The sequence below is a fragment of the Bacillus sp. 007/AIA-02/001 genome, assembly GCF_004634455.1.
In the GTDB taxonomy this organism is placed as follows: Bacteria; Bacillota; Bacilli; order Bacillales; family Bacillaceae_G; genus Bacillus_A; species Bacillus_A cereus.
This window is the reverse complement of the sequence record NZ_SEIY01000012.1, coordinates 1-17462: the sequence shown is the minus strand read 5'-3', so window position 1 is coordinate 17462 and position 17462 is coordinate 1. Positions and strand designations below refer to the sequence as shown.

Below are 17462 nucleotides of genomic sequence, written 5' to 3'. Positions count from 1 at the left end.
TTTAATGAAAATTCTAATTAAAAAACGTTTTATTTTAATTCCTATTTATTATGCTAAAATGATTGTGATTATTATATAATCAAATTTGTGATAATAAATTCGTAGATTACGAGGAGGATAACCTTGAAGACTTTTTCAAAAGGTATAACAGCAGTGGCATTAACGGGATCATTACTTTTAACTCCTATTTCAAGTTATGCGGCAAATGATGATATTACAGGACATATGTTTGAGACGAATATGCGCTCACTTATTACTAAAGGAGTTTTAATGGGGTATGGAGACAATGTATATGCGCCTGATAAATTAGTAACAAGAGCAGAGTTTGCTACATTCATAGCAAGGGCTTTAAATTTACCGAAAGCTGATTCGAATTTCGAGGATGTGCCGAAGACTTACGGTTTATATGATGGTGTAAGTAGAGCATATGGAGCGAAAATTATTAATGGTCGTACGAACGAGACATTCTCACCAAATGATGTGATTACACGTGAAGAAATGTCGATAATGGTAAAGCGAGCGTTAGACTATAAAAATATTAAAGTAGCTGTAAGTCCGCTTACCTTTACTGATAAAGATAGTATTAACTATAAAGAGCATGTACAAGTTATGGTGGCTACTCAAATTATTAAAGGGTATCCAGAAGATAATACATTTAGACCACATTTATCAGCTACAAGAGGGATGGCTTCAGCTATGTTGGATCGCATGCTTCAGACGATTGAAAAAAACGGAAATAGCAATCCTGTAGAAACTAAGAAATATGTTGTGACAAATGTAAGAGAAAACGGAACAGAGCAAGAAGTAGAGCGCTATAATACGTATAAAGAAGCGGTTACGGCTGCTCAAAATAAAGGTATGAATGCGGTAAAATACGAGAACGAATTTTTATGGATTAAAGATGGTTTTGCAAGTGCGAAAAGAATAACTGGGCAAAACATCATTAATATTTATGATGAGAATTTGTCAACAGTATATACGTATATTCAGTATGGAACAGAATTGAAAGTGTTAGAAGTTGGCGAAGATCGTGTGAAAGTCCAACTTTCTGGTTTGACAGGTTATGTGAAGAAGAATGAAATCACTTTAATTCCTACAAATGAAATGAAACAGTCGTCTTATTATGTGAAATCAGATGGATATTTATACCATAAATATTATACATATAATACAAGTTCACCTGGATATACAGAATTTAGATATGGTGTGGCACCTTCTTTTATGAAGCAAGGACAGCAAATGTATAGTGTAGATGGAAAGACATTTGGAGACGAAACTTTCTATCAATATTTCAATTATTTATCATTACGTTCGAAAACAGATTATACAGCTGAACAACTAGATAGTTATGTGAAATCGATTAAGCCAGACTCTCCATTAATTGGTTTAGGAAAGAAATTTAAAGAAGTAGAAAGCAAGTATAATGTAAATGCACTATTCTTATATTCATTAGCAATTCATGAAAGTTATTATGGAACAAGCGCTCTTGCAAAAGACAAAAATAATTTATTTGGTTTAAAAGCAACAGACGATAGTCCGTATGGTAACGGAGAAGCATTCAATTCAAAAGAAGATTGTATTGAACATGCAGCAAAATTATACATGAATGAAGGATATTTAAATCCAGGACATTGGCGTTATACAGCAACATATACAGGTGATAAAGCTGCTGGTTTAAATGCGAAATATGCATCTGATGCGAACTGGGGTAAAAAAGTAGCGGGGCATATGAACCGTTTTGATTCTTATTTAGGTAAAAAAGAATACAACAAGTACAAACTTGCACGTGTGATGAATAACGTGGAAGTGAAAAAGAATCCTAGTATATCAAATGAGCGACTGTATCGTTTAAATACAAATGTAGTTGTCACAGTTACTGGTGAAGAGATAATAAACGGAAAAGCGTGGGTTAAAGTTATTTCAGATAATCCTACTGTAACAGAAGCGTATATTGCAAAAGAAAGCTTAGAATACGTAAAACATTAATTAAATAAAAAAGAAGGTGCTACTAATATTTCGTAGCACCTTCTTTTTATTCAATTTCAAAATCAACAATGATATAAGCGAGTATAACAACGAAGAAAATACTAACGGCTGGTGCTGTTAATACGTGGCCAGACATAAAGCCAATGCCAAGTGATAGAACGAGTGTGCTCGCTAATAGCATATACTTTACTTTCATGATTTTCTTAAAGTTTGTGATCATGCGGATAAATAATTTAATACCAAAGTATAGAAGAGGTATTAAGTAAATAAGGAAACCGACAATTCCAAAGGCGAAAAATAGGTCATGGAAGTCCATTTCAATTAATTTAATTTTATCTGTGTAGTTACCAGCGTAACCCATTCCGAATAGTTTTTGTGAAAGCGGTGCGTCTTTATAGTATTGTTTGTATGTTTTTAAGAATTTGTCGCGATCACTGTAAATTAAACTTTTTACTTCAGAATCTGTAAGTTCACCTTTTGCATGTTTTTTTGCATCTTCTGGATCTGCTTTAATTACTTTTCCTTCTTTTCGATCTTTCTCTTCTTGTACTGATTTTTTGTATTCGTATATTTGCATGTGAATGCCCATATTTTTTGCGATAGGAGTATGCGGTGTAAGAGCAATTAAACCTCCTAGTATAACTGCGACAACAACGGTATTTACAATATGTGTGAATCCTTTTCCTTCTTTTTTACGATTTATCATATATTCAATGAATGAGAAGAAAAGTGCTACGCCTAATGTAATAACAATTGCGCCATATCCGACTTTCGTTCCGACCATAATACTTGCATACATCGCAAGTATTGTTGGAATCCAGTAATATATTTTCGAGAAAGAAGTTGTTTTATGAATCGAATATAAGACAATGATTGGGAACATAATGGCGAAAAGAGAACTTAAATCATTTCCAGCGAAGAACCAACCTCTTGAACCGATTTTTGAGTGAGGATAGCTTGGGAAATCCGTTCCAGTTTGCATTGCGACAATCATTGTAATGCTTAAAATTAAAGTTGCATATAAGAAATATGTAATGATTTTATGGAATACATACTCTTTATTTTTTAGCTCTTTAAAGGCGATAATATATCCAAACAGTAGCACAATTGGATATACGCTCTTTAAGATGAATTTAACTTCTTCTCCAAATGAAACTGGAGATTTAACCATCATATTATTTACAAGACCGATTGCGAGTGCGATCCCGAGTAAGCACAAATAGAGGATGTACTTTTTCGCATCTTGTTGTTTGTGATGAAGAAGTAGGTACCCTAATGCAAGAAGCATAAAGGCGAAACGGACTACAACTCCAACTGTTGCGCTCATGTGTAGTATATAGATTGAAAAAGATGTTAATAAATCTAAAATTGGTTGAAACACAATGAATAGCAATAGGAAATGTGGGAAGTAGTTATCCGTTTGTTTCAACTTATTAACCATATGTTCCTCCAGTTCTTCATTCCTTTATTACAACACCCAAAAGATGGGTATAAAGCCTTTTTTACATAGTAAGGCGAATGAATTTCAATATTTGTTTTTTATCAAACTTAAGAATACACCATTTCATTGTAATGGTAAATAGATGAAAAGCATGGATAAACCGACTTTAATTTCTATATTTTTCAACGGAATTGTATGTTTTATACGGTAAATGTACAAATTGCGAGATTATTAGACAGAAAATTGAGAAAAAAGAAGGATTTTTTAGTGGTTTTCTATAATTATATAAGTATAATCTTTATGGAGAAAAGAGGGGTATATATAATGGAAATAACAAGTAAAACAGAATCTGTCGTTGTGAAATATGAAGGCCACGTTGCAACGGTTATGGTCAATCGCCCAGAGGTGTTAAATGCGTTGGATGAGCCGACCTTAAAAGAGTTATTACAAAAGTTGAAAGAAGTAGCGGAAAGTTCTGCGCATATCGTTGTGTTATGCGGGAACGGCCGTGGTTTTTCTGCGGGTGGGGATATTAAATCGATGCTTTCAAGTAATGATGAAAGTAAGTTTGATGGCATTATGAATACCATTTCTGAAGTTGTCGTGACATTATATACGATGCCAAAGCTTGTTATTAGTGCAATTCATGGACCGACTGCAGGTCTTGGGTTAAGTATTGCGTTAACAGCTGATTATGTAATGGCGGATATATCATCTGTTATTGCAATGAACTTTATTGGAATCGCTTTAATTCCAGATGGAGGCGGTCATTTCTTCCTTCAAAAGCGTGTCGGTGAAAATATGACGAAGCAAATTATTTGGGAAGGTAAGAAGTTATCAGCGACAGAAGCGCTTGATATCGGCTTAATTGATGAAGTAATCGGCGAAGATTTCCAAACGGCTGTGAAACAAAAAATTAATGAATGGTCACAAAAACCGATTAAAGCAATGATTCAAACGAAGCAAATTTTATGTGAAGTAAATCGCTCTAATTTAGAGCAAACATTGCAATTAGAAAAGCGTGGTCAATATGCAATGAGACAAACAGCGGATCATAAAGAAGGAATTGCTGCGTTTTTAGAGAAACGTTTACCAGCATTTAAAGGGGAATAAAGTGAAGTGAGGATTTTGTCCATTCCTCACTGATTATTAGCTCGTTAATTCGGGATAAAGGGGAGAAAGTGCTAACACATTTTAGTATAATTGTGTTAGCACTTTTTTTAAGGAGTAATACATGAAGAAAATGATCGGTGTTATTACTATTATTTTGCTTACATATTCTGCTTTGCATAGTACACCATCTTTGGCAGTTCGGACTGCGTTGTTTTTTGAGGGACATCCAAGTGTTGCATTTTCTGACGGGGTGACGAAAGAAAAAGATGTGAAAAAAGAAGCGATTTCAGATGAGTATCAAACTCTATATGGTAAGGACGAAGACTTAGAGCACTATTTCTTTCCACATGTAAGAGCACATGGATCAGGAATTGATATGTTAAGTGCGTGCGTGAAGAAAAAATGGTTTTTCTATAAAGCAGAGCTCGGATGTTATTAAATATAGGAGGATGAATGATGTCAGCATATAACAAGTTAGTAAGAGATCGTGTTCCAGAGAAGATTTTAATGTCTGGAAAAACGTATACAGCACAAAAATTAACAGGGCAAGCATACATACAGGCTTTAGCGAAAATTGGAACGGAAGAAATTCGTGAATTTGCTTCTATGAAAGAACGCGAACATGCGCTAGATTCTCTTGCGGATGCGCTAGAAGTTATCATTTCATTAGCACGTGCAGAAGGTGCATCGATTGAAGATGTAGAACGCCTTCGTAAGAAAAAAGAAGTAGAGCGCGGTGGATTTGAAAGAGGTATTTATTTATTAGACATTTCAGAAGAATAGTTTTATAGGAAAAGCATAGCGTTAATGAGTAACGCTATGCTTTTTTGTTGCAATGAAGCTAATAATGAAGAAGATAGCTGTTAATATCCAGCCGATTGTAATAGAAGTAGTAGTGTGAATGGCATAAGAGATTTGTAAACAAAATAATGATGCTAAAAACCAAATGAGTGCAATGTGTATATATTTTTTTGATATATTCATATTTTATAACTCCTTTTATATACTAAAAAGAATTTTACTACAATTTAGAAAATTAAGCTATATAAGTAGAGGTTTTCTGGTGAATTTTGTATACTGAATAGTAGAGAAAAAGAGGAGGAAACGACAATGGCACATCATGCGAAAGAAACGATGGAACTGATTAAGGAGCTTGTCTCTATTCCAAGTCCATCTGGAAATACAGCAAAAATTATTAATTTCATTGAAAACTATGTCAGTGAGTGGAACGTAGAAACGAAACGTAATAATAAGGGAGCTCTTATTTTAACGGTAAAAGGGAAAAATGATGCACAGCACCGCTTATTAACGGCACACGTTGATACGTTAGGTGCGATGGTAAAAGAAATTAAGCCTGACGGTCGCCTGAGTCTTTCTATGATTGGTGGATTTCGCTGGAACTCCGTAGAAGGGGAATATTGCGAAATTGAAACATCAAGTGGCAAGACGTATACAGGAACAATTTTAATGCATCAAACATCTGTACATGTATATAAAGATGCAGGTGAAGCAAAACGCGATGAGAAAAATATTGAAGTTCGTATTGATGAGCGCGTATTTTCAGCTGATGAAGTACGCGAATTAGGAATTGAAGTAGGAGACTTCGTTTCATTTGATCCGCGCGTTCAAATTACAGAGAGTGGATACATAAAATCACGTCATTTAGATGACAAAGTAAGTGTTGCAATTTTATTAAAATTAATTAAAAGATTACAAGATGAAAACATAACATTACCATATACGACGCATTTCTTAATTTCTAATAATGAAGAGATTGGATACGGTGGTAACTCTAACATTCCAGAAGAAACTGTTGAATACTTAGCAGTTGATATGGGAGCGTTAGGTGATGGACAAGCATCTGATGAATATACAGTATCTATTTGTGCAAAAGACTCTAGCGGCCCGTATCATTATGCACTGCGCAAACATTTAGTAGAGCTTGCGAAAACGAATCATATTGAATATAAAGTAGATATTTATCCGTACTACGGATCTGATGCATCAGCTGCGATTCGCGCGGGATTTGATGTGAAACATGCGTTAATTGGAGCGGGTATTGATTCTTCCCACGCATTTGAACGTACGCATGAAAGTTCTATTGCGCATACAGAAGCATTAGTGTATGCATATGTAATGTCTAATTTAATTGAAGAATAATTTCATAGATAATAGAGAGCTGATTAAAGATATTATTTTTAATCAGCTTTTTATTTGGCAAAGCGATTAGGAGACATGTCCTAATCGCTTTTTTATCCCGCTATTTGCCGGGCAGTAAGACCCCTACCTCAAAATTCAGCGAAAGCAAAAAAGTTAGATGGGGGCGGGCTGCCCGTAAAAGCCCGATTAGTGAGGGCTGATTAAAGTTTTTTATATACATTCATTATAAGTTATATATATGCGATTTTTGTTATACGGCCGGAAACGTATTTACTATAGATATATAATGTTATACACTATGAAAGGAATTAATTAATAGTTAATATTTTTTAGTTAGCTTGATTAAAAAAATGAATGAATATGAAGTTTTGAGAGGAGATTTATTTTTCATGAAGTACAAAGCAATAGCCGCAGGTTTATTAGCAGCAAATTTACTAGCACATCCAATTAGTAGTTTAGCAGAAACGAAGAAATTTCCTGATGTTTCAGATAGTGCGTGGTCAAAAGACGCAATTTATTATTTAGTAGAGAGAAATGTAATTAACGGTATGCCAGATGGTAACTTTATGCCATACGGAAATTTAACACGCGCTCAGGCAGCAAAGATTATCGCAACAGCAATTGGTGCTAAAATAGATCCAAATGCAAAGCCGTCTTATAATGATGCAAAAAATAGTTGGGCAGCTTCATTTATTGCAGCCATGGAAAAAGAGAATATTATTAAAGGGCGAGAACCAGGAGTATTTGATCCTGAAGGAAAAGTAACTCGTGCTGAAATGGCAGCTATGCTTGTAAGAGCATATAATCTGAAAAGCAAAGTAACAGGACCAGTTCCTACAAAATTTGCTGATTTAGAGAATCATTGGGGTAAAGAAGAAGTTAATATTTTAGTAGAATTAAAACTTTCTTTAGGTACAGAGGATGGCTGGAAACCGAATGATTCTATTACGCGTGAACAAGCAGCTCAACTTACTGCGCAAACAGATAAATTTAGCAAGAATAGTGATCGTCCAGTAGAAACAAAGAAAATGTACATAGATAGAAAATTCATTACATATCACGCACCATCATTAAGTTCTGGGATTAGTGCAAATCAGCATAATCCACAAATGGTTGAAATTAAAGAAGAACGAGATGGATGGATCAAAATTGCAACAAGTAAAGGTGATAAATGGACACCTTTAGTAGAGAAAACAGAAGTTATTAATGAAGGATTCACTACTTATGCAGAAGCTTCTTCTTCTTCAAAAATAATGGGAACACATAACGCACAACAAGTAACTGTTATTGAAGAGAACGGCAGCTGGATTCGTATCCGCATGGGCGCTGGTTTCCAATGGGTTAATAAAAATCAATTAAATCCAGTGAAGCAAGGTAACTTCTTAGAAGGAAAAGCGATTATCATTGATCCAGGTCATGGGGGAGCGGATTCAGGTAATCCAGGTTATTATGAGAAAGAAAGTGAAACTGTATTAGATGTATCACTACGATTACAGAAAATATTTGAGAAAAAGACACCATTTACTGTGTTATTCACTCGTACAGATGATACACGTCCAGGAACAAGTGCTTCTGATTCTTTAAAGAAACGTGTAGAATTTGCTCAAAAAAATAATGGGGATATTTTTGTAAGTATTCATGGTAATGGCACGGAAGAGAAAAATGGACAAGGTACAGAAACGTTCTACTATGAATCAGCGACAGCAAGAGGAACAAATCCTAACGTATCAGAAAGTCGTTTACTAGCAGAAAAAATTCAAGAGCGTCTTGTAGATGCACTGGGAACAAAAGATCGTGGTGTGAAAAAAGGCGATTTATATGTAATTAGAGAAAATACAATGCCAGCTGTATTAGCAGAATTAGCATTTGTAGATAATAAAAGTGATGCAGATAAAATAGCTACACCAGCGCAGAGACAAAGTGCAGCGGAAGCTATTTATCAAGGTATTTTAGATTACTATGAAGAAATGGGTAACAACGTGTCTTCTTTCCGTTAATAAATAATAAGAGATTGCCATTGGCAGTCTCTTTTATTTATTAACGTTTCTCTTTATTTCCGGCATATGATATCATTTAATTTTATATACAAAAGAAAAGTATTTGAGTAATTGTAATCATAACAATTTTAAACGATAGAGGATGATAATAGATTGAATAATCATAGTAAAACACCTGCCTGTATATATACGTATGCATTTCGTGAGGAGGAGCGTGCTTTATGTTACTTGGAAATGCGCTCGTTCTTTGGAATGGAGTCCCACGTTAATATTTTAAAAAGTGATGTCAAAATTGACCCGAGTAGAAGTGCGTTTATTAAAGAGCGAATTGAAGTTATGTATGAAGGGGACGACTTAGAAAGCATTTTAAAACAAGTGGAACAAATTGATTTGGCGGGAGCGACGTTCAAAGTCATCTTCGTTAAAATCAATGACCTTGTTGGAGAGAATAAAATTGAATATGGAGAAAGACGTCTTATTGAAAGAGACCTCGGCATGCATATTGAAGGAGAAGCGGATGTTCGTAATCCAGAGCGTGTATTCGGGATTGTTCCTCTTGGAGGACGCTGGTACTTCGGGCACTATGTAGAAAGCGAACCAGTTTGGTATCATCACATAAAAAAACCGCATAGTTATTCGACATCTCTTAGCACACGTGTTGCGAGATCAGTTGCAAATATCGCTGTACCAAATCCAGAGGGAGTACGAGCAATTGACCCGTGCTGCGGTATTGGAACAGTAGTAGTAGAAGCACTTTCTATGGGGATTAACATCGTTGGTAGAGATATAAATCCACTTGTAGTTCTTGGAACGAGAAAAAACATCGCACATTTCGGATTTGAAGGAACAGTAACAAAAGGGCCGATCGAGGAAATTACTGAGAACTACGACGTTGCCATTATCGATATGCCGTACGACTTATTTACGCATGCCACACCAGAAGATCAACTATCAATTCTCTCAAGTGCACGCCGCATCGCGAAAAAAGTAGTCGTTGTCACGATGGAAACAATGGACGACATGATCCATGAAGCAGGATTCGAAATTACAGATCGCTGTATTACAAGAAAAGGATCATTTACTAGACAGATTCTTGTTTGTGAATAAGAAAGAAAGGTCACCCGTTTGGGTGACCTTTTTTGTTTGTATTGATGTGTAATTGGTTGGTGGTTTAGGTAGATGAATTAGCGAAATTTGTCGGTAAGTCGATATTGCATGTCGAATCGCCGATAAATTTAAAAAATAGCCGATATATTGTGTTGAATCGCTGATATATTCCGAGAATCGCCGATATCGTTACATTAGAATGTTACTGTTCTTTTAATTTCTCTTGTTGTGCGATTAATAAATTGCGTAATATGTGTCCGCGGTAACTTTCTAGTTTTCGTCCTTCATGATAGCGTACGCCTAATTTTTTTAGTTCAGCTACGTACCAGCCCTTTGTTCCGTAATACATGGGATCACTTCCTTTTTGCTTTTGAACAGTATATGTTGGGGGTGGAAGTAACTTTCCAGTGAAAATAATAAGACTGGTTGTATCAAGGGGCTCCATAACATAGCCTCTGGACAGTGTATAAAAAAATAGACAGTAATGTATGCTTTTTTAAACAATGTATACAAATTTATATCCTATGCGTTGGCATGATATTTGCAATAAAAAGAGTATCAACATATAGGGGAGAGATAGAAATGAAGGTTAGTAAAGTGTACACAACAATTGATGCTCACGTAGCTGGGGAACCGCTTCGAATTATTACAGGTGGCGTGCCGGAAATAAAAGGAGACACGCAGCTAGAAAGACGTGCGTACTGCATGGAACATTTGGATCATCTTCGCGAAGTTCTTATGTATGAACCGAGAGGACATCACGGCATGTACGGTTGTATCATTACTCCGCCTGCGAGTGCTCACGCTGATTTTGGCGTATTATTTATGCACAACGAAGGATGGAGTACGATGTGTGGTCATGGCATTATTGCTGTTATTACAGTCGGAATTGAAACAGGCATGTTTGAAGTGACAGGTGAGAAACAACAGTTCATTATTGATAGCCCTGCTGGGGAAGTCATTGCGTATGCAACATATAACGGGAGCGAAGTAGAGTCCGTATCATTTGAAAATGTTCCTTCTTTTGTATATAAGAAAGACGTTCCTATTAAAATAGATGACTATGAATTTCAAGTAGATATCGCGTTTGGCGGAGCTTTTTATGCAGTAGTAGACTGTAAAGAATTTGGCTTGAAAGTCGATTTCAAAGACTTATCTGCTATTCAAAAGTGGGGCGGTAAAATTAAGCACTACATTGAGAGCAAAATGGAAGTGAAGCATCCACTTGAAGAAGGAGTAAAAGGGATATACGGCGTTATTTTCTCAGATGAACCGAAAGGAGAAGACGCAACTTTACGAAATGTAACAATCTTTGCTGATGGGCAAGTAGATCGTTCTCCTTGCGGTACAGGAACTTCCGCAAGAATCGCAACTCTTTTTGAAAAAGATGCTTTACAAAAGGGAGAAATTTTCGTCCATGAATGCATTACTGACGGGAAATTCGAGGGGGAAGTATTGTCGGTAACCGCAGTAGATACATATGAAGCTGTCGTTCCAAAAGTAACGGGGCATGCCTTTATTACAGGATTTCATCAGTTCGTTGTAGACCCGAGAGATGATTTGAACCGTGGATTTTTGTTAGGATAGAAGGAGGGGGTGGAAAGATATGTTAGTCATAAGCGCGAACGAACAAAGAAACTTAGTAAATATGAATGAAGTTATTGAATACGCGGCGCTTGCTTTAAAAGAATTTTCCGCAGAAAGAACGATTACACCAATAAGGGGCTCATTACCATTTGCGAACGAGCGAAATACGGCATTAATTATGCCTTCAGTAGCGGAAGGGCTTGAGGCACTTGGCTTAAAAGTAGTAACAGTAGTCCCCGAGAACAAAAAGGTAGGAAAGAAAACGATAAACGGGATTGTGATGCTATCAGACTTTCAAACGGGAGAACCGCTCGCACTTTTAGAAGGATCCTACTTAACGATGATTCGAACAGGCGCCTTATCAGGAGTAGCGACAAAATATTTAGCTCGTCATAACGCAAAAACTTTATGCATTATCGGCACGGGTGAACAAGCGAAAGGAATTGCTGAAGCAATATTTGCGGTTAGAGATATCGAAAAAGTCATCTTATACAATCGCACAGAAGAAAAGGCGTATGCATTTGCGGAATATATACAAGAGAGATTCAACAAACCTGCATATGTTCACACAAATGCAAATGAAGCAATAAGCGAAGCAGACATCATCGTCACAACTACGAACGCATCCACACCAGTCTTCTCAGAAAAACTACAAAAAGGCGTCCACATAAACGCCGTCGGCTCATTCAAACCGAACATGCAAGAACTACCATCCCATGCCATCGCGGGAGCAAACAAAGTAGTAGTCGAATCAAAAGAAGCAGCACTAGACGAAACAGGAGACCTTCAAGTTCCGATAAAAGAAGGTCTATTCAAAGCAAACGCCATTCACGCTGAACTTGGTCAAATTATAAGTGGAGAAAAAGCTGGACGCGAAAATAATGAAGAGATTACTATTTTCAAATCAGTTGGTTTGGCAGTAGTAGATATTATTGTTGCAAAGTATTTGTATGAGAAAGCGGTGGAGTGCGGGATTGGGAATAGGATTGAGTTTTGAGGGACTGCCTTTTGGTGGTCTTTTTTGTCAGGATGGGTGTGCTAGTATTTATAATTGAATCCTCTTAATATTATGTTGCAATGTATGAATTCTGTGCGGACATCAAATCATTCATTCAATTGGTATATGAAAAAAGTTGCCCCTCTAATTATTAGAGGGGCAACTTTTTACCATTCTCGCCATTCTTCTGTTATATCTTCTTCGGATTCTAGACCAGCTATTCTTGCTGCTGTATCGATAAATTCATAGAGATCTTCTCTTTCCATTGTTTCGATAAAATAGTCATGTTCGTCATTTAATTCATTTATGTTAAGAACAACCTCTTTAACAACATGCATTATTTCAACTTCAGTTGGATTTTTTCCCAATTGCTCTAAATTATTTATGTAAGTATCAAGAACTTTATTTGTTGCACTTATATTTTCTTCAGTGAAAAATTCCCCACCTTCATCATTCTCAATCCATTGGGTTGTTGGTTTGTTTTTTTTTCAGTTCATCAAATGTCATGATAACCTCCTAAATGTGTTTTTTGTCTTTAATCCCATTCTACATTTCCGAGTATATATAACAATCATTTTAGAGGGATTTTCTGTAAGCTGCTAGTTTTTTTACTCATTTTACGAGGTTACTTATTCGTGGTCTTCTTATTTTACGTAAAAGAAATTGATTATTCTTAATCATTAGACAAGATGCAACAATTTAAGATCTTGTTTTTTGCTATGATAAGTAAGGAATTTACATATCGTGTTATTGGGGGATAAAAGAGATGTTGAAAAAATTTACTACATGTATTTTAGGTGGCGCTTTAGTATTCAATTTATCTGGTTGCGGTAATACATCCGACAAAACTTCTTCAGAATCTAAAGAAACCAATTCTAAACAAGAAGAAAAGAAAGTGGAAACAACTGATGAGGCGAAAACGAAAGAGAATACAAAGCAGAAAAATACAGAACAAACAAAAGAGAAATCAAAAATAAAAGAAAAAGAGTATGCTGTAAACAAGGATTTTCATACACCTAAATTTGATGTAACTGTAAAAAGAGTTGTAGAAAGAGATAAGGTTGGTAAAGAAAGTATAGGATTCCAAAAGCCTGAAGATGGACATGTCTTTATTGTTGTAGAAGCAGAAGGGAAAAATATCACAAACGAACCGATGAAATTAGCCGTTTTACCATCAGTGGATTTAGTGGATGAAAATGATAATGCTTACCAAAGTGATGTGTTGGCAGCTAGTAGTTATGCGGTTGAAAAAGCCGAGACCTCTACTATTACTAAGGGATTAAAACCAGGGGAGGTAATGAGAGAAAGTAAAGTTTACGTGATTAATAAAGAAAAATTTGATACAGGAAAGTGGTATGTAGTTGTTAACCATGAGTATAAGGAACAAATTAAATAGTGTTTATTTATGAAGAGGAGATGGCTCCTCTTTTTTTTTTACAAGTTAACACAGAATTTCGTTATAATGTAGAAATTTAATGTTTTCGAAAAAAAGAATTGACTTCTATATTAGTTGTAACTAAAATAGTTACATAAAGATGTAATTAATTTAGTTACAACTAATATCTGCTAAAAATATGATTTATATATTTAATTAAGGATGGTGGTCCATACGTTGCCACCCGGTGTAGAAAGTTACTAACACATTCAAATCAATGCATATTCCAAGCTTTAGTATTTTCTGTTACGGGGCAATAAGGTGCAATGTTATCTTTTGTTAAAAACCTTGGTGGATCTTTCTTTGGAAATATTAGTTTTGGGGAAATATAGTAAGGTATCTAAAAAAGAACAAGGTATAAAAAGATGTACCTATATAAACCAAAAATTTAGTTGAGCTGGATAATAAAAAAAGGTAGGAGATTTAAATGGAGACGAAACAAGATAATCTTATTTACGTATGGGATGCATATTGTGGATGGTGCTATGGTTTTTCAGAAAGTATTAAAGGATTTTACAAAAACCACACTGAAGTACCATTAACGGTTTTATGTGGAGGGTTATTTTTAGATAATTTACCAATAAAAAACTTCTCATATATAGAAGAAGGAAATAAAAGAATTAATCAACTTACAGGTGCTGAATTTGGTCCTTCCTATCAAAAATTGGTGGAGGAAGGGACTTTTAAAATGAATTCGAACGATGCTGCAATTGGCTTTTCAGCTTTACGCTCATTAGCGCCAGACCGTTTATTAGAATTCACTTCGGCTATGCAAAAAGCGTTTTATTATGAGGGACAAAGTCTGAGTGATCCTGAAACATATCGCAAGATTGCAATCGAGCATGGTTTGGACCCTGAACAAGTATTAGAACGTTTAAACGCTCAAGAAACAATAATAGATGTCCAAAATGATTTCAATAAAGTTCGACAGCTTGGTGTTAATAGCTATCCTTCATTACTTTTACAAAAGGATAATCAAATTATTCCTATTGGTGGTGGCGTAATGACACCGGATAAAATTGAAGCGCGTTTTAAAAATTTATATTAAGAAAATTTAGGATACAGTAGCAAACATGTTATCTTAGGCCACCTGACATTCATCTCCGGAATATTCGCCAGTACTATTACACTTTCAGATAAATGGGAGTGGGAGATTTTATCGGAACAAGATAAAAATATGATAATTAGTTAATAACTTTAACAAAAGGAGAATAACATACTATGTTTAAAACAATCGATACAAATCAAAAAGATGTGAAATTAACGGTGTTTAGTTCGGACGAAAAAAGCTTTATGGTCACAGCAACATTAGTTGAGAAAGCAGGACATGCATTTTTAATAAACTCAAAATTTACGCAGTCTGATTCGAAAGAAATTGTAGAGTATTTGAAAAAAAACAACTTATCTTTAGATAAAATCTTTATTATTCATGGGGATCCAGACTACTACTTTGGATTAGAGAGCATTAAAGCCGTTTACCCAGAAGCTATAGCGTATGCAACAGAGTCTACTGTTGAACATATCGTTCATTCTGTCTTAGGGAAATTAAAAGTTTGGAAAGACGTCCTTGGAGAAAATGCACCAAGTAACGTGGTATTACCTCAAGTATTTAAAGAAAAAGCGATTGATTTTCAGGGGTTAACATTTGAACTAGTAGGCTTAGATCATTACAGGACTAGCCTATTTAATAAAGAACTAAAAGTATTAATTGGTGGTATCGATGTATTTAACGAAATACATGTATTCTTAGCGGATACTAGCTCAAAAGCGGATATGGAGGCATGGATTGAGAACTTGAAAGTATTACAAGCATTACATGCTGACATAATTGTGCCTAGCCATGGATCAATCGAAAAATCCCTAAATAATCAAGCACTTACTGCGACAATAGATTATCTAAGAACGGCGGTTCAAGCTTCTGAGGAAAGTGGAACTTCAAAAGATTTTGTGGCAAAACTTGAAGCAGCATATCCAGGCTATGCAAATAAAGGTGTATTAGAATTAAGTGCAAAAGTTGTAACAAAAGAAATGCCTTGGGGTTAATGATATGAATAAATATCAAAAACTATTACATGAAACGTATGTGTTAACTGGCGAAGGGAAATTGGATGCGTTCAAAACGTATTTAAGTGAAAATGTATCTTGGACAGAAGCTGCTGGGTTTCCATATGCAGGTACTTATATAGGTCCAGATGAAGTAGTGAAAAACGTACATGAACGTCTTGGCACGGAATGGGATGACTATAGCGCTAAAGATGAAATTTATGCTTTTAATAACAATACTGTTATCGTTTATGGAAAATATAGTGGAACATATAAAGCTACAGGGAAGTCATTTGTAGCAGATTTTTGTCATCTTTATAAGTTTGATGAGAACGATAAGGTTAAGAAGTTTATTCAAATTGTGGACAGTGCAACTGTTAATGAGGTATTAAGTTAGAGTTAATCGTTTCTAATATGCCTTGTATAGGGGGAGGTTAGGATAAATGAAATTCCTAACATTATCCCTGACATTACATTTTGGGGAAGGTTTCTCCTTCTTCAAGCTTTTTATAGAAGAAAACTTATTTAAGTAGAAGAGGTAGGTATATATGAAATTAGAGAAAAATTTAATCATAACAATTATTTCTGTATTTATTTTAGGAGTAGTTTCGACTTTGGTATATCAAGCTTCCACCGGTAATAACAAAGGGAACTCAATAAAGAGCGAAAATGTCGCTTCTGTATCAAAAGAAGTAAAAGAAAATGAAAAGAATAAAAAGATGATAGTTGATTTCTATAATGAAGTTTTTAACAAACATAATATCGATATTATCCCTAAATATGTTAGCGAAGATTATAAGCAACATAATCCTTTTGTTGCTGATGGACGAAAAGCCTTCATGGATTTCTTTAAGGAGGATTTTGTTAAAAATCCTAATTCCTCTGCAGAGATTAAACGTGTAGTAGCTGAAGGGGATACAGTTGCTCTTCATGTACATTCTCGTACTAATTCTCAAGATAAGGGAGTTGCTATAGTGGATATATTTCGTATCAAGGATGGAAAGATTGTCGAACACTGGGATGTAATTCAAGAGATTCCAAGTGAAGCAGCTAATGATAATACGATGTTTTAGATAGAAGATATATTTAATAATTGTTTAATTGATAGTGCTTTGTAGAATTTAGAAATTCAGATAATAAGTTATCAAATTTGGAAAACATTTAAAAATAGCATATTAAATGATGGCACAAATTAATACGAAATAGCTCTTTAATAAAAAATCCTACTCATTAAAAAATGAGTAGGATTTTTTATTAAAGAATAGTGCTAATTTTGTGGTTCGGCACCATCTAAATTTGGAAACCATGAAAGTATAGGTACTCTATATCCACGTAAAGTAAAATCGTAATTTTTTCCTTCTTTTATGTTTGCTTGCAGATTCACCGAATGAAACTTCATCATAAGAAGGCTATCCTCATTAGAAATAACTTTTTCGGTTCCATTTTTTTGCTCAACCTAGTACAATCTTACCAATTTAAAAAAGACCACCATTACTGAACTGAACCCAAAAAATTAGACAAATATATTAAGCAGCTACTAAGGATTGAACTCTGTATTGCACAGGGGACAATCCTTTTAGTTTTGTTTTAATTCTT

General features: G+C 35.0%; 18 protein-coding genes and 1 pseudogene. 14 read left to right on the top strand and 5 right to left on the bottom strand.

From position 1 onward, the window contains the following. Positions 1–123: 123 nt before the first annotated feature. Complete coding sequence (locus tag ES895_RS20495; RefSeq protein WP_000847506.1) at positions 124–1986, top strand: S-layer homology domain-containing protein; 1863 nt, start codon at positions 124–126, stop codon at positions 1984–1986. Positions 1987–2032: 46 nt separating this feature from the next. Here ES895_RS20495 and ES895_RS20490 read toward each other — a convergent pair whose 3' ends face one another. After that, entirely contained in the window at positions 2033–3427 is a 1395-nt protein-coding gene (locus ES895_RS20490; RefSeq protein ID WP_000247535.1) for an O-antigen ligase family protein, read from the bottom strand. Between the two features lie 300 nt (positions 3428–3727). On the opposite strand from ES895_RS20490, the gene ES895_RS20485 reads away from it, so the two are divergent. The 3 genes from ES895_RS20485 (at position 3728) to ES895_RS20475 (ending at position 5323) form a co-directional block, all read left to right on the top strand. Next, positions 3728–4540 (top strand): enoyl-CoA hydratase, encoded by an 813-nt coding sequence (locus ES895_RS20485; protein WP_001999174.1) that lies wholly within the window; start codon positions 3728–3730, stop codon positions 4538–4540. A gap of 121 nt (positions 4541–4661) precedes the next feature. After that, on the top strand, positions 4662–4979 hold the full coding sequence (locus ES895_RS20480; RefSeq protein ID WP_135238607.1) for a hypothetical protein: 318 nt from the start codon (positions 4662–4664) through the stop codon (positions 4977–4979). Between the two features lie 17 nt (positions 4980–4996). Next, on the top strand, positions 4997–5323 hold the full coding sequence (locus ES895_RS20475) for a nucleoside triphosphate pyrophosphohydrolase (RefSeq protein ID WP_135238606.1): 327 nt from the start codon (positions 4997–4999) through the stop codon (positions 5321–5323). Positions 5324–5344: 21 nt separating this feature from the next. Here the strand turns inward: ES895_RS20475 and ES895_RS20470 are convergent, their stop codons facing one another. Next, entirely contained in the window at positions 5345–5524 is a 180-nt protein-coding gene (locus ES895_RS20470) for a hypothetical protein (RefSeq protein ID WP_001027083.1), read from the bottom strand. Positions 5525–5650: 126 nt separating this feature from the next. Here ES895_RS20470 and ES895_RS20465 point away from each other — a divergent pair, with 126 nt between their 5' ends. From ES895_RS20465 to ES895_RS20455, 3 genes are all read left to right on the top strand, one after another. Beyond that, complete coding sequence (locus ES895_RS20465) at positions 5651–6700, top strand: M42 family metallopeptidase (RefSeq protein WP_000930027.1); 1050 nt, start codon at positions 5651–5653, stop codon at positions 6698–6700. Positions 6701–7089: 389 nt separating this feature from the next. Then, on the top strand, positions 7090–8697 hold the full coding sequence (locus ES895_RS20460) for an N-acetylmuramoyl-L-alanine amidase (protein WP_065704777.1): 1608 nt from the start codon (positions 7090–7092) through the stop codon (positions 8695–8697). Positions 8698–8850: 153 nt separating this feature from the next. Further along, complete coding sequence (locus ES895_RS20455) at positions 8851–9804, top strand: TRM11 family SAM-dependent methyltransferase (protein ID WP_001059308.1); 954 nt, start codon at positions 8851–8853, stop codon at positions 9802–9804. Between the two features lie 202 nt (positions 9805–10006). Here ES895_RS20455 and ES895_RS20450 read toward each other — a convergent pair whose 3' ends face one another. Next, positions 10007–10249, bottom strand: coding sequence for a YflJ family protein (locus tag ES895_RS20450; RefSeq protein ID WP_016109314.1), 243 nt, complete (start codon positions 10247–10249; stop codon positions 10007–10009). 137 nt (positions 10250–10386) lie between these two features. On the opposite strand from ES895_RS20450, the gene ES895_RS20445 reads away from it, so the two are divergent. Continuing rightward, positions 10387–11391 carry a proline racemase family protein gene (locus ES895_RS20445; protein ID WP_135238605.1) on the top strand — a complete coding sequence of 335 codons (1005 nt, stop codon included), beginning with the start codon at positions 10387–10389 and terminating at the stop codon, positions 11389–11391. Between the two features lie 19 nt (positions 11392–11410). Next, positions 11411–12388: an ornithine cyclodeaminase family protein gene (locus ES895_RS20440; protein WP_098582197.1), complete on the top strand. Its 978-nt coding sequence runs from the start codon at positions 11411–11413 to the stop codon at positions 12386–12388. Between the two features lie 167 nt (positions 12389–12555). On the opposite strand, the pseudogene ES895_RS29820 reads toward ES895_RS20440, so the two are convergent. Beyond that, a pseudogene (locus ES895_RS29820) lies at positions 12556–12895 on the bottom strand (hypothetical protein). A gap of 259 nt (positions 12896–13154) precedes the next feature. Here ES895_RS29820 and ES895_RS20435 point away from each other — a divergent pair. The 5 genes from ES895_RS20435 to ES895_RS20415 all read left to right on the top strand — a co-directional run bounded on the left by ES895_RS20435 (position 13155) and on the right by ES895_RS20415 (position 16939). Continuing rightward, on the top strand, positions 13155–13784 hold the full coding sequence (locus ES895_RS20435; RefSeq protein ID WP_074593257.1) for a hypothetical protein: 630 nt from the start codon (positions 13155–13157) through the stop codon (positions 13782–13784). 466 nt (positions 13785–14250) lie between these two features. Continuing rightward, positions 14251–14871, top strand: a complete 621-nt coding sequence (locus ES895_RS20430) for a DsbA family protein (protein ID WP_135238604.1) — start codon at positions 14251–14253, stop codon at positions 14869–14871. Between the two features lie 173 nt (positions 14872–15044). Continuing rightward, positions 15045–15866, top strand: coding sequence for an MBL fold metallo-hydrolase (locus tag ES895_RS20425; protein WP_135238603.1), 822 nt, complete (start codon positions 15045–15047; stop codon positions 15864–15866). A 4-nt stretch (positions 15867–15870) separates the two neighbouring features. Next, positions 15871–16263, top strand: a complete 393-nt coding sequence (locus ES895_RS20420) for a nuclear transport factor 2 family protein (RefSeq protein ID WP_001046361.1) — start codon at positions 15871–15873, stop codon at positions 16261–16263. A 151-nt stretch (positions 16264–16414) separates the two neighbouring features. Continuing rightward, positions 16415–16939, top strand: coding sequence for a nuclear transport factor 2 family protein (locus ES895_RS20415; protein WP_135238602.1), 525 nt, complete (start codon positions 16415–16417; stop codon positions 16937–16939). 194 nt (positions 16940–17133) lie between these two features. Here the strand turns inward: ES895_RS20415 and ES895_RS30000 are convergent, their stop codons facing one another. Beyond that, positions 17134–17268, bottom strand: coding sequence for a hypothetical protein (locus ES895_RS30000; protein WP_000975275.1), 135 nt, complete (start codon positions 17266–17268; stop codon positions 17134–17136). Positions 17269–17462: the final 194 nt, after the last annotated feature.

What these genes read in the sequence shown, in the direction of transcription:
- ES895_RS20490 (WP_000247535.1), bottom strand. Translation starts at nt 3,427, where the DNA reads ATGGTTAATAAGTTGAAACAAACGGATAACTACTTCCCACATTTCCTA.
- ES895_RS20465 (WP_000930027.1), top strand. Translation starts at nt 5,651, where the DNA reads ATGGCACATCATGCGAAAGAAACGATGGAACTGATTAAGGAGCTTGTC.
- ES895_RS20460 (WP_065704777.1), top strand. Translation starts at nt 7,090, where the DNA reads ATGAAGTACAAAGCAATAGCCGCAGGTTTATTAGCAGCAAATTTACTA.
- ES895_RS20475 (WP_135238606.1), top strand. Translation starts at nt 4,997, where the DNA reads ATGTCAGCATATAACAAGTTAGTAAGAGATCGTGTTCCAGAGAAGATT.
- ES895_RS20425 (WP_135238603.1), top strand. Translation starts at nt 15,045, where the DNA reads ATGTTTAAAACAATCGATACAAATCAAAAAGATGTGAAATTAACGGTG.
- ES895_RS30000 (WP_000975275.1), bottom strand. Translation starts at nt 17,268, where the DNA reads ATGATGAAGTTTCATTCGGTGAATCTGCAAGCAAACATAAAAGAAGGA.
- ES895_RS20440 (WP_098582197.1), top strand. Translation starts at nt 11,411, where the DNA reads ATGTTAGTCATAAGCGCGAACGAACAAAGAAACTTAGTAAATATGAAT.
- ES895_RS20435 (WP_074593257.1), top strand. Translation starts at nt 13,155, where the DNA reads ATGTTGAAAAAATTTACTACATGTATTTTAGGTGGCGCTTTAGTATTC.
- ES895_RS20420 (WP_001046361.1), top strand. Translation starts at nt 15,871, where the DNA reads ATGAATAAATATCAAAAACTATTACATGAAACGTATGTGTTAACTGGC.
- ES895_RS20450 (WP_016109314.1), bottom strand. Translation starts at nt 10,249, where the DNA reads ATGGAGCCCCTTGATACAACCAGTCTTATTATTTTCACTGGAAAGTTA.
- ES895_RS20470 (WP_001027083.1), bottom strand. Translation starts at nt 5,524, where the DNA reads ATGAATATATCAAAAAAATATATACACATTGCACTCATTTGGTTTTTA.
- ES895_RS20485 (WP_001999174.1), top strand. Translation starts at nt 3,728, where the DNA reads ATGGAGAAAAGAGGGGTATATATAATGGAAATAACAAGTAAAACAGAA.
- ES895_RS20445 (WP_135238605.1), top strand. Translation starts at nt 10,387, where the DNA reads ATGAAGGTTAGTAAAGTGTACACAACAATTGATGCTCACGTAGCTGGG.
- ES895_RS20415 (WP_135238602.1), top strand. Translation starts at nt 16,415, where the DNA reads ATGAAATTAGAGAAAAATTTAATCATAACAATTATTTCTGTATTTATT.
- ES895_RS20430 (WP_135238604.1), top strand. Translation starts at nt 14,251, where the DNA reads ATGGAGACGAAACAAGATAATCTTATTTACGTATGGGATGCATATTGT.
- ES895_RS20480 (WP_135238607.1), top strand. Translation starts at nt 4,662, where the DNA reads ATGAAGAAAATGATCGGTGTTATTACTATTATTTTGCTTACATATTCT.